The organism is Microseira sp. BLCC-F43, from assembly GCF_041929235.1.
In the GTDB taxonomy this organism is placed as follows: domain Bacteria; phylum Cyanobacteriota; class Cyanobacteriia; order Cyanobacteriales; family Aerosakkonemataceae; genus Microseira.
In genome coordinates this window covers 13,427-28,152 of record NZ_JBHFNP010000272.1, presented here as the reverse complement: position 1 = coordinate 28,152, position 14,726 = coordinate 13,427, and the positions used below count along the sequence as shown (strand labels likewise).

11 protein-coding genes and 1 pseudogene are annotated in these 14,726 nt (G+C 46.5%); 5 read left to right on the top strand and 7 right to left on the bottom strand.

Annotated features, from left to right (window positions below; translation table 11 throughout):
- Positions 1 to 158: 158 nt before the first annotated feature.
- From ACE1CM_RS35745 to ACE1CM_RS35730, 4 genes are all read left to right on the top strand, one after another.
- Positions 159 to 515: a HesB/IscA family protein gene (locus ACE1CM_RS35745; protein WP_374883666.1), complete on the top strand. Its 357-nt coding sequence runs from the start codon at positions 159 to 161 to the stop codon at positions 513 to 515.
- Between the two features lie 155 nt (positions 516 to 670).
- Positions 671 to 1,093 carry a tetratricopeptide repeat protein gene (locus ACE1CM_RS35740; RefSeq protein ID WP_374883665.1) on the top strand — a complete coding sequence of 141 codons (423 nt, stop codon included), beginning with the start codon at positions 671 to 673 and terminating at the stop codon, positions 1,091 to 1,093.
- Positions 1,094 to 1,273: 180 nt separating this feature from the next.
- Positions 1,274 to 1,462, top strand: a complete 189-nt coding sequence (locus ACE1CM_RS35735) for a hypothetical protein (protein ID WP_374883664.1) — start codon at positions 1,274 to 1,276, stop codon at positions 1,460 to 1,462.
- Between the two features lie 143 nt (positions 1,463 to 1,605).
- Positions 1,606 to 1,848, top strand: coding sequence for a hypothetical protein (locus tag ACE1CM_RS35730; protein ID WP_374883663.1), 243 nt, complete (start codon positions 1,606 to 1,608; stop codon positions 1,846 to 1,848).
- A gap of 141 nt (positions 1,849 to 1,989) precedes the next feature.
- On the opposite strand, the gene ACE1CM_RS35725 is transcribed toward ACE1CM_RS35730, so the two are convergent.
- The 4 genes from ACE1CM_RS35725 to ACE1CM_RS35710 form a co-directional block, all read right to left on the bottom strand.
- Positions 1,990 to 2,916 carry a TIGR01777 family oxidoreductase gene (locus ACE1CM_RS35725; RefSeq protein WP_374883662.1) on the bottom strand — a complete coding sequence of 309 codons (927 nt, stop codon included), beginning with the start codon at positions 2,914 to 2,916 and terminating at the stop codon, positions 1,990 to 1,992.
- A 151-nt stretch (positions 2,917 to 3,067) separates the two neighbouring features.
- On the bottom strand, positions 3,068 to 3,454 hold the full coding sequence (gene psb28 / locus ACE1CM_RS35720) for a photosystem II reaction center protein Psb28 (protein WP_374883661.1): 387 nt from the start codon (positions 3,452 to 3,454) through the stop codon (positions 3,068 to 3,070).
- Positions 3,455 to 3,668: 214 nt separating this feature from the next.
- Positions 3,669 to 6,263 (bottom strand): CHASE2 domain-containing protein, encoded by a 2,595-nt coding sequence (locus ACE1CM_RS35715; protein WP_374883660.1) that lies wholly within the window; start codon positions 6,261 to 6,263, stop codon positions 3,669 to 3,671.
- A gap of 237 nt (positions 6,264 to 6,500) precedes the next feature.
- Positions 6,501 to 7,271 carry a DUF928 domain-containing protein gene (locus ACE1CM_RS35710; RefSeq protein WP_374883659.1) on the bottom strand — a complete coding sequence of 257 codons (771 nt, stop codon included), beginning with the start codon at positions 7,269 to 7,271 and terminating at the stop codon, positions 6,501 to 6,503.
- Between the two features lie 278 nt (positions 7,272 to 7,549).
- On the opposite strand from ACE1CM_RS35710, the gene ACE1CM_RS35705 reads away from it, so the two are divergent.
- Positions 7,550 to 7,696 carry a hypothetical protein gene (locus ACE1CM_RS35705; RefSeq protein WP_374883658.1) on the top strand — a complete coding sequence of 49 codons (147 nt, stop codon included), beginning with the start codon at positions 7,550 to 7,552 and terminating at the stop codon, positions 7,694 to 7,696.
- Positions 7,697 to 7,762: 66 nt separating this feature from the next.
- Here the strand turns inward: ACE1CM_RS35705 and ACE1CM_RS35700 are convergent, their stop codons facing one another.
- The 3 genes and pseudogenes from ACE1CM_RS35700 to ACE1CM_RS35690 all read right to left on the bottom strand — a co-directional run bounded on the left by ACE1CM_RS35700 (position 7,763) and on the right by ACE1CM_RS35690 (position 14,643).
- Positions 7,763 to 10,408, bottom strand: coding sequence for a CHAT domain-containing protein (locus ACE1CM_RS35700; RefSeq protein WP_374883656.1), 2,646 nt, complete (start codon positions 10,406 to 10,408; stop codon positions 7,763 to 7,765).
- Between the two features lie 70 nt (positions 10,409 to 10,478).
- Positions 10,479 to 11,727: pseudogene (iscB, locus tag ACE1CM_RS35695) on the bottom strand (RNA-guided endonuclease IscB).
- A gap of 411 nt (positions 11,728 to 12,138) precedes the next feature.
- Positions 12,139 to 14,643: a filamentous hemagglutinin N-terminal domain-containing protein gene (locus ACE1CM_RS35690; protein ID WP_374883654.1), complete on the bottom strand. Its 2,505-nt coding sequence runs from the start codon at positions 14,641 to 14,643 to the stop codon at positions 12,139 to 12,141.
- Positions 14,644 to 14,726: the final 83 nt, after the last annotated feature.

Here is a 14,726-nt window from a genome sequence, read left to right as displayed (position 1 = left end):
GTCTTTAGACTAGGGGTTCTCACCCTCCCACTATGTTTTGATAGAGAGTTTTTGCCTTGCTCGGCTCCCAGGGGCTAAGAAATTTAAGAACCCCGATACAATGGATGTATCAGTAAACAGCCAGTATAGTGCAACTGGCATAAGGAGTCGAGGCAAAAATGACATCAGCTACTCAGTCACAACAACGGGGGATTCAGCTGACCGATGCTGCCGTGCGCCAAATTTCATTCTTGCGCGAAAAACAGGGCAAAGACCTCTGCCTGCGGGTGGGAGTCCGTCAAGGTGGCTGTTCTGGGATGTCCTACATGATGGATTTTATCGATCCGAGTACTGCTAGAGAGGACGATCAAGTTTTTGATCACGATGGCTTCCAACTCGTGTGCGATCCCAAGAGCTTGCTTTACCTTTACGGTCTAGTGCTAGACTACAGCGATGCCATGATCGGCGGTGGCTTCCAATTCACCAACCCCAACGCCTCTCAAACCTGTGGCTGCGGTAAGTCTTTCGCCGTCTAAATAGGCAAAAACTCATATCTATAGCTTGCAGTCACACCCCTGCCAGACCCGATCCCTAACCGAGGTCTGGTATATTTTTTTGGGTAATCGGTCATGGGTCAACATCCAACCAATCACCAATTACCAATAACCAATTCCCAATTCCCAATTCACCAATGACTGAATCAGTTGCAACTCTTTTTGATACGGGTATCGAACGTTACAAAGCCGGGGAAGGGCCGGAAACTTTACTGCCGGTGTTTAAAGAAATTTGCGCTCGCTCTCCCAAAACCGGCGCCGCCTGGACTTGTTTGTCTTGGTTGTACCTGCTCGATAATCAACCGGAGCGAGCTTACAAAGCAGCCCAAAAAGCTGTCAAGTTAAACCCCCAAGACCCCCAAGCACGCATTAACCTGGCAACTGCCATGCTGGAAACAAAGCAAACCGGCGTGCGGCAGCATATCGATCTTGTTCGCCAAATGCTCTTCCTCGATGCCGAGTTGCGCCCAGACATTGAGGAAAGCCTTAAAGATGGTTTCAGCAGAAAACCTGATTGGGATAGTTTAAACCGGATTAAAACCTGGTTGTTTGATGCTTGAGCCGTTACTCTGCTAATCGTTTCCAAGCTGCGATAAAACTTTTCAGTTCGTAACGATTCCTTTAATAAATTAATGCCATATCTAGAAACTGGCATGATATTATTTTTTGAACTCAACGATTAGTTGCCCTAATAACCAATCGTTGAGTCATTTTTAACAGGGATTTTAGGTGCACAAAATATGGACATCGTTGCAGTTAAGCCAGAAACTCGCAATCACAAAGGCTTTTTTATCCACGAAGCAGCATACAAACTGATGGGTGTCGATCAGTCTGGATGGGCGCTAATTTGTATGGATGAGGCCACCTGCCACTACGTAGATCCAGATGACTTGCAATTGCCGGATGTTTCTGGTATTGCCCTCGATTAATCCAACTTCATAGATTGTATCATACTTAATCGACCAGGCTGTCCTGATTTCAGGTACAGCCAGATTTTTTATATTTGGTAATGGGTCATAGGGATAAGGCGCTTGATCGATTACCAATTACCAATTACCAATTACCAATCACTATGAAAGATAAAATCCTTGGCTGGTTAAACTCGTTTTTGGTGTTCGATACGTTCCTGGTTTTAGCCAGTTTTGCATGGCTAGCGATCGCTGTCGCTGGTAAAGCAGCTAACATTCCTTTGGGACTCGATCTGTGGTACAAACTCTGGGAACCCGTATTTACCCCAGCTATCGGTATTTTAATGGCGGGAGCGATGACGAGCGGCCTAATTAGTTGGATCTCGAAACGACTCAATCGGGTATAGCGCGGGTGTGCAGGTGTGCAGAGGGGCAAAAGCGGCAAAAGGGGCAAAAGCGGCATTTGAATCTACATTCTCGTGAAGCTCCCTTGCTCCCCATCTCCTGGAGCTCCCCATCTCCTGGAGCTCACCTGCTCACCTGCTGCCTCACGCTTGGCTTAAAATCGATTCTAGAGCTTGTTTCAAATTGGGATATTGAAATTGAAAGCCAGATGCTAACGTGCGTTTGGGTAAAACCTGCTGACCTTCCAAAACCACCTTGGCGCCGTCGCCCAACAGCAATTCTAAAGCGAAATCGGGTACAGGCAACCAAGAAGGACGATTGAGAACTTGTCCTAAAGTTTGGCAAAATTCTGCCATGGGGACGGGATTGGGGGCAGTACCGTTGAAAACGCCTTCCATTTCTTCGCGAGTCAAAGCTTGTAGAATTAGGTTGACTAAATCTTCCCGGTGAATCCAGGAAAACCACTGACGCCCGCTACCAATTGGGCCACCGGCAAATAGTTGAAATGGTGGTAGCATTTTTGCCAGCGCACCCCCCATCCCTAAAACAATCCCAGTTCGGATAATTACCAAACGGACGCCCGCATCTTTAACTTTTTGGGCTTCTGCTTCCCAAACTTGACACACTTGTGCTAGAAAATCCCTGCCTGGGGTACTTGTTTCTTCAAAGGTGGCAGTTTCGCTAGTGCCGTAATATCCAATAGCAGAGGCATTTACCAATACTGAAGGTTTGGGGTTAGCTTTTGCTATTGCTTCGACTAACCTTTGGGTGCCGAGCTTACGACTATCGATAATCGCCTGTTTTCGTTCTGGTGTCCAGCGACCCTCTGCGATTGATTCTCCTGCTAAATTGACTACGCCATCGCATCCGGATAAACTTTGTTCCCAAGCACCGTATTCTCTTGGCGCATATGTAACTATTTCCAGATTGGGAAACGCACTGCTGGGAAAAACGCGCCTCGCTCGCTCCCCGTTGCGAGTTAAAATTAACACTTGATTTCCTTGGGTTTGCAGTCTTTCCACCAAGCGACTACCGACAAATCCCGTTGCACCCGTTACAGCTACTTTCATTTTCTCCTCTCTTGCCTACCCGTTACTACTAACTCAAGTTGTTAGTTATCTTATGCATAGCAGCTAATCGCTAATGGCTCATGGCTAATGTCAGTAAAAATCCTATATTAGCAATTAGCAATTAGCAAGCTTGCAACGCCAAAGTTTATAACTAGCAACTTGCGTTACTAGGATTTTCGCCGTACTCCATACCATTCGCTTCAGCGTAGCGCTTCATAAACCGCATGAATCGTTCCCAATGGTCTTCCCTATCAAGTTCAAATTTGCATTCTACCCGCTCTAGTTCATCTCCTTCTGGTCCGCTGAAGATGAATTTTACCGAACTTGGCTCAACGCTTATGACTCCTTCAGTATCAATTAACCGCATTGAGTTAGAAGATCTTTTTGTAAAGCTGTTAAATTTTTCGGTGGCTTTCAATTGCTTGAATGTCATCATGACTGACCGAACTCCCGAAGAGCGATTTCGCCGCAGACTGACATCGCTTAGTTCTTCTGGAATTCCTTCAAAAAATTCTATTTTAGGGATTGGGGAGGTCATGTTATAAAAAAATGAAACTTAAATTCTCATTATAAGGCATTGGGTGCGTTTGATCGCTCGCTTCGGTTCTACGTCCCCGTTTTTAATCAACCGCCAAGACGCCATAGACAAGGGTAGCGTCTTCTCGAAGAGTAGGACGCCAAGAAGAAGAGGAAGAGAGTCAGGAAGAGATGGGTATTGTTGGATTGAGCGAGCGGTAATATTTCCTTGGCTTTTATACATTGTGGTTCAAGGCTTCTACGGTTTCTTGTTGCTGACAGCGTTCCAGGTAAATTTTTGCCACTTTATCCCCTGGGTTAAGGTGTAGGCAATGGGAAAATAGTTGTGCTGCTTCTGATAAATTCCCTGAATTATATAGGACAATGGCTTGTTTAAATACTGCCGCGGTGAAAAGTTTACCTTCTTTGACTTCTGGCGCATCGGCATCAAATACTTCATAGACAATTACTTGTTCGGATTTTCCTTTAACTTTTACTCGATCGATCCGGCGGATGGCATAATCTGCAGGATTATTTAAGGCTAAAAAAGTTTTCTCAGAAATTAACAGCGCCACGCCATAATTTTTAGTTAATCCTTCCAGCCGAGAAGCTAAATTAACGGCATCGCTAATTGCTGTACCATCCATGCGTGAGTGTCCCCCGACTGTACCCAGCATCATCGAACCTGTATTGATGCCAATGCCAATTTTGATGTGAGGACGACCCAGTCTGCCCCTGTTTGTGTTAAATTCGGCTAGTCTTTGCAACATGGCAATTCCCGCTTTGACGGCATCATCTGCGCTACCGCTAAAGAGTGCCATAATCGCATCGCCGATGTATTTATCTATAAACCCATTATTTTCCTGAATCGCCGGTTCCATACGACTGAGATAGGCATTAATAAATTTGAAGTTTTCTGACGGGGTCATCGTTTCCGAGAGAGTTGTGAAGTCGCGAATATCGGAAAATAATACCGACATTTCTTGCTGTACTTGGTCTCCTAATTGAACATCAATAATGCTTTCTTTGTTTAAAAGTTGGAGAAATTGTCGCGGGACAAAGCGCGAGTAGGCTACGTTGAGTTGAATTAGTTCCGTGGTTAATTTTATCCGGTCTGCTTCGGCTTTTTTGCGTTCGGTAATATCTCGAAAAACGATGATGGCATAGTTAACTTTGCCATCTCGATCGTAGATGGGAGTGCCCCAAACTTCTATGGGAATAATCTTATGTTCTTGGTGGATTTCTATATCTTCCACGGCAGAAATTTCGCCCCTCAATGCCCTTACTATTGGCAACTTTTCCACCGGGTATAGTTGATTGGTTCCGGCAATATAGGTTTGGTAAACTTCTGCTATTTGCTCTGCGGTGGCATCGGGTACGACTCCTTTGCCCAAAAGCTGCTGTGCGGCGTGGTTAAAGTAATAAAGTTTACCGCTGGCATCGGCGACGACTACTCCTACGGGTACGGCTTCTAGGAATTGAGCCAGTTTGCGTTCGCTTTCGCGAATTGCTTCAGAGGCTTTATGTTCTAAATCGGTAGCAAGGGCATCTGCGTGTTCGGTTGTCGTTTCCAGCAAAATTTCTAGGTCGGCTTTTTCCTGCTGTAATTCTAGGCTGTTATAACCGGCGATCGCTATCCCAGATCCGGTGAATGCTACCAACGGGGCAATAACCGGAAACCACCAGCTTGCCAGAAAAGCGACATAGCTGCCACCGACTAGCATCACCCCGCCAAGTAACAGGCTAATCAAAAAAACCGTTGCTTTGAGGGCAAGACGATCGGCAAGTGGTTTGGCTGCAAGTACGATCCAACTGGTGCCAGCACCCGCAAACGACCAAACCAAAATCCACAGCCATTCTATCGGTTCGTCCCAAACTCGGATAAAGCGACGCCCTTCAATCGCAGCACTTAAAATTTGGCTGGTGATGTTGGCATGAATGACAACACCGGGAGTTCGCTGAGGGCTGCCTTCCCCTCCGTATGTGTAGGGTGTAAAGAAAAGGTCGTTGAGGCTAGCCCCCGTGGCACCGATTAAAATAATCCGATCGCGTAAACTATTTGGCGGTATCCTGTTCTCTAGAACATCCTTCATCGATAGATGCTCAAAATTTTCTAGCTTTCCCCGATAGTTCAATAAAATTTGGTAACCACCCGTATTGGCACGTACGTAGCCGCCTTCATTTCCCATCAGCGGCATAAATACAGCTTTACCCAACCCCAAGTACTTCTTCTTGGCATCGAGCATTTTCAGCTTAATTCCCTCGGCTTCCAAATACATTAAAGCCAGGGTTGTTCCCAAACCTAATTTTGTTTGACCTTCCCCTGTTCTGACAGAAATCAAACCCCGACGCACCTTGCCATCGGCATCCAATACTAAATCTGCCAATCCTACGCGATCGAGTTGCTTTAAAATCGGCGGTGGGGGAACCGCATTGCCTACTGCTTTCTCAACGCCGATTAAGTTGGGTGTATTCTTGAATAATTCAACTAATGCTTGATGACCCGGTTCTACGGGTAAATCTCGATACAAATCCAAGCCAATCGCTTTGGGGTTGTGCTTTCGCAGATTTTCGATTAATTTAGCTAGAACGGCATCGGGAACTGGCCATTGTCCAACGTGGGTGATGTCTGACTCGTCAATGGTGACAATCGTAATGCGGGGATCGACGGGTTCCCGGGGACGCCAGCGAAAAAATTGATCTAGGGTCGCCCACTCCATGAGTTGGAATAATCCCAGGGAACTGGCAGTCATGACTAATCCTGCTACGCTGGGGGCAATTGTCAATATCCCCCGGTACTCCCAAATGCTTTGTCTGAGTTTTGACCACATCGATCTTGTATACCCAGCGATATGATGAGAATCTGGGTAGTCTGCCCCATTTTATTCGCTCCGAACTTAGGCAAAGAAACCGGGTTTGTCGGAAAAATCCTTGGGAAACGGAACGAGCGAACCCAGCAACAAACCCGGTTTCTTGTCCCTATCACCGAAAACCCGGTTTCTGCCAGAAACCGGGTTGCAAGGGCGGAGTTGGTAAATCAAGTTAGTTCCTAGCTCCTATGCAATTTTTTAGAGTAACGGCTCTTTGGCGATCGCATCCAAACCCACCGATTTCAGCAGGTCTTGCCAATTAGCGACTAACGTCGTATCATTTGGCTGCTCGCGTCTTGCTTGGGCTAGGGTTGCCACGGTATCGAACCAAATGCCGTTTTTTCCATACAACTCTGCCCGTTCCAGCGGTTTCCCCTGGGCTATTTCGCTCTTGAGTTCTGGGTTTAGTTCAACTCGCCTCACTTCCCCGCGTACTCCCGGACTATCGGGTCTTAGTCCTTGCTCGCCCACCATAATAAACGCCCACTGATAAGTCTTGCCAACTTCTAGCGCGGGGGCGTTATCTGGCAGTTTGACGCTGACAATCCCCGTTTGACCGTTGATCGGGATTTTGGCCTGATAAACAGCATTGTCCCTGTCATCTCTCAGGCTAAAAAATAGCTCTTTTGCCGCGCTGTCGGCAACGTATACAAAGAACGTCGGACGTTCCGTTGTGGTTAAACCGTCTTTCGTTGCTGGCATCAACGGTACGATACATCCGCCGCTATTTGTCACCCCTTGCAAGCATCCACCGTTCCGGGATGCTCCCCCTGCGGTGTCGTCGGGTTTTCCATCTCCGGGGGGTTCGAAGGTGACGCGAGCCAGCGTACTAATCCGTTGGGTTTGGGCGCTGTTCTGCGACGCAGTTTGAGCTTGTACTTTTGTTAACAAGCTTGGTGCGACAACGAGTTCTAAAAATAGGGCGGTGGACAGCAGCCCCAGAAATTGAATAGATTTTTGCTTAGCCATGAGCTTGTAACCTCTGAACTTGTGCTTTCTTTGTCTTACGAACTTACACCCTTTTGATTCTCGACCCGACTTACTTGCTTTGATGGTGGTATGGGATGGGATGTAAAAAAATTATAATCTTCATTATATCTTCATATAAGTCGTTGCTCCTTCATCATATCTTCATCTTATCGAGCCCCCCTTCTCCGTTACAATTCCTAAATCTATATTAATACGGATCCGTCAAAAATTCATGAATTATTTGTGACTTTTTACGATTTAATTTTTGCTTGGATAATATGGCGTCTCTGATCGATTCAGTCCTTACAGTCAACACTTCACGCCAAGAGCCTCTGTCTAGCTCGCTGCTGGTAACGCTGATTTTTCACGGCATCTTTCCTGATACGAACGTGAGAAAAGTAGGAAAAGTCGGAAAAGTCGGTTAGGGCAGGAAATTGATTTCCCTTATCTTCCGCTTCTGGCTCGCCTTCATGGCATTTGAACAGACGCCTTCACAGCCAATTTCCCACTAAAACAAAGGGTGCCCAGTAAAAGGGATGCTGGTACTTAGTTTGCTTGAGCAGGTTGAGCTGTGCGGTGCGAAGCGCTTCGGCTTTGCGGACTCCTTTGGATAGTTCCTGGTAAAATTCCGACATCAGTTGGGCGGTGGATTCGTCTTTCACCGACCACAGAGTTGCCAGGGTACTGCGGGCACCAGAGCGCACCGCCACGCCTGCCAATCCCAATGCAGCTCGCTTGTCGCCAGCGGCGGTTTGACAGGCACTGAGAACGAGCAATTCAATCGGATTGGCATTGCCTTGTTCTCTAAACCGCAATAAATCTTCAAATTCTTTGACTTTAATTTTTTCATCCCAAGTGAGAATAAAGGTTTGTTCTGGATTGGAACTAAACTGACCGTGAGTGGCTAGGTGAATTATAGGAAAAGAAGTCGCTTGGATTTGTTTTTGCAAATTTTTTTCCGTAAATTCCCGATCTAGGAAGGTTCTAGCCGGCAACTCAGCAGCAATTTGTTCGACTTCCAGTTTGACTCCTGGCAGTGCTGCAAAGCCTTGACGGGCTTCGGTGAGTCCGGCTGTTAAGACTTTGAGCTGTGCTTGAGCCAGCGCGCGCGCCTCCAACAACTGCAAACCCGGTGTCACTGCGATATTATATTTTTCTATCAGATAATACTGACCGTTGTGTAGCGCCGCCATCGGTAAATTACGTAGAGAACCATCTAAAATGAATACTAGTGTTTTTACCTGACTCCCAGCTAGTTCGGCTTCAATTGGTCGGATCAGCCAGTCATAAATTTTCTGGGAAACGCGCAAGCGATCGCGAGAAGAGAAAAATGGGTTGAGGGATTCTAGCAACTCATCGATGGCCTTTTCTATTTCGCTTTGGGGTAGTTCGCTCGTGTAGCGGCGCAAAGATTCTCCTGGTAGGGAGACGATAACTTCTAAGCGGTCTTTTAAAATAATCGGATAGAAGACGGCTGCGGTGGGATCGATTTGGTCAATTTGCTGCGGTTTGGCTCTCAAACAAGCTTCCCGGAAAAAATTCTCCAATTCGGCTAGTTGCAGCGCTTCCAGGAGTTGACGAGCTTGCTGGATGTTTTCTTGGGAGGGATTAAACTGCAATAGCAATCCGACTAACTCGCGGTAAACGGGTTCTACGCTATCGCGAAACGAGAATTGTACGTCGGAATTAACAGCTACTAAGTCGCTGCGGAGGGATTGGAAGGTTTTAACGGCTTCGGTGTAGGATGCGATCGCACGCTGCAAATCTCCCCGCTGTTTAAAAATCTGCCCTAGTTGCGCCTGAGTGCGCGCCACAATATCATCGGCTCTAATTTTTTGGGCAATTAGTAACGCTTGCTGCGTTAAGTTTTCCGCCTCTACCCACTGCTGGGAAAGTTCGTACAACTTTCCTAGCTCAATCAGTGCATAAGATTCGGCTTTGGGATCGTTAAGCGAGATCGCCTGTTGCACTGCAACGGCTAAAATTTTGGCAATTTCTTGGGAATTGGGAGTTGGTAATTGATTGTTTTTCTCTAGTTCGATCAGGCTTTGGGCATAGTTTACTTGAGCGTAAATCGCATCTCTACTGGGAGATAGTTTGGCTAATTCCGCTTGTATAGTGGGTAACAAGGCTCTCGCTGTTGCTTGCTGTTTAGTTTGTACTAGGAGGCTTAATTGGTTGAGTAAGGCTTCCAGTTTAGCCAGCGAGTTAGTTGCATTTTCTGCGGCTTTCTGGTATAATTCCAAGGCTAATTTAGGAGCGGGTGAGATTCTAGCGGTATTGCCCAAGGCGAAATAGGCGGCACTAATATCGGCGGGAGAGTTGAGCTTAGATGCAATCGCCAAACTTTGCTGGAGAATTTTTTGACTTCGCTCCAAGTCTCCGGTAACTTGCAAAGCGATACCCAAACTCCGCAATCCGGTAGCTTTTAGCAGGGAATCGGGTGAGGCGAGCAGCTTTTGATTGACTTGTTCTAAAATAGCCTGAGCGCGTCGGTACAGTCCCAAAATTTGCAGCGCTTGAGCTTGGTTAATTTGACTGCCGAGTATGCCAGTTTCATCTTGTGCTTGAGTATAAGCTTTTTCGGCTAATTGCCAAGTATTGAGAGCAGCTTCAGTTTGTCCGAGTGCGAGTTGGAGACTCGCTTGGGTATTGAGTGCTTGCGCCAAAATTAGCGTTGGGATTCCAGTTCTATCCCCCGATTGGATCAAGTTCAAACTTTTGGCAATTGTTTCACTTGCTTGTTCCCACTGTCCCAACTCTTGATAGACGTTAGATAGGTAAGTGAGGGTAACAGCGAGATGGAAGACTTCGCCTTGTGCTGCCAATTCTTTAACAGCTTGTTGCCAAACAGCAGCCGCCTCAGAAAACCGTCCCGCCTCGTAAAGCGTTCTGCCTTGTTCTAAAACAATTAAAGCATTATTCTGGATTTTGCTCGTTCCCAGGTTCCTACCTGGGAAAGCATATTTTGGATTAAAAGAGTGAGTAGTAAGCGATTGGTTATATTTTTGACTATGACCCAATTTAAAATCAAAGCTGGCTGCGGGAAATACAGTTATAACAAAAAACAGGGTCAGCAAAGCTAACCAAACGCTGGAATGAAGGGATTTTAAAGGCGAAATAATTTTTGTTATCACCTAGACCTCCGTGGGAGTGTGGAAGCCCTGTGTCAAAAGACCAGGGAGGAAACACGACTGGGGGGATATGTTAAAAGCCATAGGAGTAGCCATCCTTTTGATGAATTGGTGTACAAAATCTGTGACTAACGCCAGCAACGCGACCTCTGGACGTGGCAATATCAAAGCTTCCAGTTTTACGACAGAGTAAACGTCCAACATACTCGCCTACTTTTTTTCACGGAAAGTACAACAGCTTTGACAATATCGCCAGTTCTGAAACCAAAATGAACCTGCTGGCGTTGGCGGTGACGAGTAGGAAAGCCGTAGCGGTCAGTACCGCACATTTTGCCAGTTCCCCACCCAGTACACTTAATTCGCAATCGTTGCCGAGTTAGTAACTTTATGCTGTCAATGTTGGAGAGCTTGGGTAGTTCAAATCTTGTTCGGTTGTACTTAGTTTGTCCTCCCGTCCCTGTCCTTGTGGGCAAGATGCCTTCCAATGTATGGAACAATGCCCACCGAGTAGAGTTAACAGCAGTCGCATCCTTCAATGAGGCTGTTGCTTGACGTTTAATCTTCTCCAACCTAGCGCTGTCGGTTTTCCAGAACTCGTCAACCAACTTAGTTGCTTTTTTTAAGTTGCACTTTTCACAACTGAGGGTAAGGTTAGAAACTCGGTTGCTGCCACCGGCACGTGGGTAAATGTCTTCGATTTGCAACGGGATATCTGGTTTATCGCAGTAAGCGCATTTGCGACCCCACTTCTCTAAGAGGTACTGCCGTACCTCATACCCAGCAAGTTCACCTTGTTGATACTTAACACCATCAATTTCTGGATTTTGAAGTTTTTGAGTGTCGAACTTCACCAACTCCATAGATATTTGAGTAATGGGTGCATACTGACAAAGCCGTTTTACCCAAGTCTCAACAGTGAGAACAGGATGCATCAACGATGGAGGTAGCCATCCTTCTTGGCGTTTGCGATTATCAAAGCGTGGTTGACGATACAGAGTGTTACGGTTACGACGACTACGACGTAATGACCGCCTAGATTCCAAAGAGTCTTTTATTTGCCATCCTCGATGCTCTAACTCGGCCGCCCAGATAACTTTGTTATCATCACCGATTGCGATTCCAGTAAATCTGCTACCAGGGTCTAGTTTGATGGTTAACGGCTTTGGTGCTGGGGTCAAAACTGCGTGTTTCGCAATGATTGTAAAACGATACATTCTGAAAACAGCGGCTTTTTGTTTTGTCAACAATTCCCTCAATCGTGCTGGAGGGACTGGGTTGAGAGGTTGAAAGTTTTGCTCAACAACGAATACGTAATTTTGCATTGCTGCATCCTTTTTACAGGTAAAGTTTGCGCGCGCTTTTGTTTAGGGTCGGTACTATTCAAACGACACTGGTTTAACCCATAAGGCTGTTTAATCGTGAGGTTCTAGAGTTCAGGACTAGCAAGCATCCGTCGATTGGGTCTTTAACTCTTGCCCTAAACGGATAGTCTGGTCAGCTAGGGGTATAAGCGTTGCTGACTTGCTCAATTACCGCTATTCGAGCTGTACCAAGAAGGGGAAGAGGTTTTTATGAGAACCAAATTGAGAACTTAGGCAAACACCAAAGTTTCTCTGAAAAATCGTTGAGCCAGAAAAAACTACAGATATAGTAAGAAACAAAGGTGATGGCAAGGTCTGGCGTAAGTCCTGATAAATTTACTTTCTTCCCTTTCCCTCTCGCTTGACGAGGCTTTATCTATCGGTACAATTAACTGTTCTATACCAGGAATCTTGAGGTGCATTCGCTACAAGTTCTACTTGACCATTTCGATTAATTACCCATCCCGTTGCCTCAATAATTGGTTGGTTATGAGTTGTCGTTTGTCGCGTCTGGGTTGTACTGGAACGACCGACAGAGGACACCGGACGAATATCCCGCCAAACAGCGCGACCTCTGAGAGTTTGAGAGGGGTCTGAAGGTAACCCGCCGCGTCCAGTAACGACAAAACGATTACCCCGATCGGCGGCACATCCAGCGACAATTTGATTGCTGGGGTCGGCGAAATTTTCCGGCAGTTGGACTATGGTAGCAGCGGGATCGAGATTGGGGGTGTTGATTTGTACCGTACCGCTTAAAGCAGGAGTCCCTCCAGTAGCGGTAATGTCGCTTTGTGGGGTGATTCGTTGCTGGACTTGAGCGCCGAAAATACCTTGGGCAGTAATATTCACATTTCCCCCAAGACTAGCTACAGAATTAGCGGTGATGTCGCTATTTTCTAAAGCAGCTAGGGTATCTGTATTGATAGTAATATTGCCGCCGTTTCCCTTTCCGCCTAAATCGCCAGCAGTAGCGGAGATAAAGCTGTGGCGGCGCATGACAAGCGAGCGCGATCGCACGGTAAAATTCCCTCCTACACCCGTTTCTGATGTTCCCTCCAAACCCCCTTCATTGTCCATCAAAATGGCATTAGCCACGACTTCTAAATTTCCTGCATCCCCCGTTCCCTGGGCGCGAATGCTCACTCTTCCTTTATCTCGCAGAATTAACCGATCGGTATATATCCTCAAGTTTCCCCCATTACCCGTAGATCCCAGTTCCGTCAGCGAAGTGATAGCGCTAAAACGCCGACCATTGGGGGTAGTTCCCACCAATTCCACCGACTCGCTGGCGTTGATGGTAATATCCCCGCCGTCTCCTCCACCAAACGAACTCGCTGCTAAAGCAGCACCGCTACCCAAAATTAACCGCCTGGTATTTACGTTCAACTTTCCCGCATCTCCAGTGCCAAATCCGCTAGTAAAAACAGCACCAAAAGCACTAGCAACGGGGGAAATAGCTGCTAGAGAAATCGGGTTGCCGCTGTATACTTCCACCGAATCAGCAGCGTTAATAGTAATATCTCCACCGCGTCCATTGCCAAAACTGCTTGTTGTCAGAATTCCGTTATCTCGCGCTATAACTCTGCTCGTATTAACTGTCAAATTTCCAGAATTTCTGGCGTTTCCCCCTGCCGTACCCGCAGCAATAAAAGCGGCGATCATTTCCAGAGAATTGGTAGCATTGATTGTGACATCTCCCCCCTTGATATTTGCATTTTCCCCGGCATCACCAAAGGTGCTAGCGGCAACATAAGCGCCATTTTGCAGCCGAAAAGTCGGAGTATTAACTGTAATAGCTCCTGCAAAACCAGGTCCAAAATTGAGGGTAAAAAATCCGTTTCTTAGGTCGGTGGGAGTGACGGTTCCAGTCACAAATCGCAAGACTGTTTCCTCATATCCGCCAGTGCCGATAATTTCTACCGACTCGGATGCATTAACTGTAATATTTTCTCCAACGAGGCCACCCAAGGTAAAAGATGACAGGCGCGCACCTTCGCTTAAACGCAAAGATCGCGCTTCGACGTGAATCGCACCGCCACCCGTCCCGCTGGTATCAACCCTTGCCCCACCTAACAGTTGAATATTGCCAAATTCGGTCGTTACTTGTCGATTTTCAATTCTCAGTTTGCCATTATTATTAACTGACAACTCACCATTAACAACCGACCAAAGTTCAATCCGTCCCCCTGGGGTTGTTGGCACAATATTTCCATCAACAATGGCTAGGGGAATTCCGCCAGCGGTTAAACCCGAATACAGCGGATCGTTGCTGCCAGAAATCGTTATATTCCCTCCCAACAGTGCTAAAGTTTTTCCAGTTTCTACGGCAATATTAGACCCTTGCACTTGAATTTCCCTGGCTGGATTTGAGCCAAATTGCAAGCCAATGGGTACATTAATTGTTAGCAGAGGTGGGGCGGTGGGATTGGTCGCCGAAAAAGTACTACCATCGGCAAATCTAATGCTGTTGGCGGTACTGCCGATAAACGAACCACCGATATTTAACCTGGCATTGGGACCAAAAATAATGCCGTTGGGATTAAGCAGAAATAAATTAGCGCTTCCGTTAGCGCGAATTAATCCATCAATATTAGAAATGTTTCCCCCCGTGACGCGGCTAAAGATATTTTCTATCCCTGAACCATTGTTAAAAAATGCCTCACTGCCTGTAGGGACAGAAAACTCCCCAAAACTGTGAAACAAACTGTTGCCAGTTTGAGTACCGCCTTCAATTTGAAAATTATTCCCGTTGGGGATAACAACCGTATTGTTTGGCAGCGTCCGATCGGGGACGATTTGTGCAAACGCAGAGCTAGTGGCACTTAGCCACAAGAGAAAAATTGTACCCAGTTTCCCAGCTCGACCAGAAAGTTTCATCTTGTACCGTTTTCCTTATGTTGGCGCTACCTACTTTTTTATCCGCTCTGTAAACGCACCGGACAGAAAAATTCTTATATATA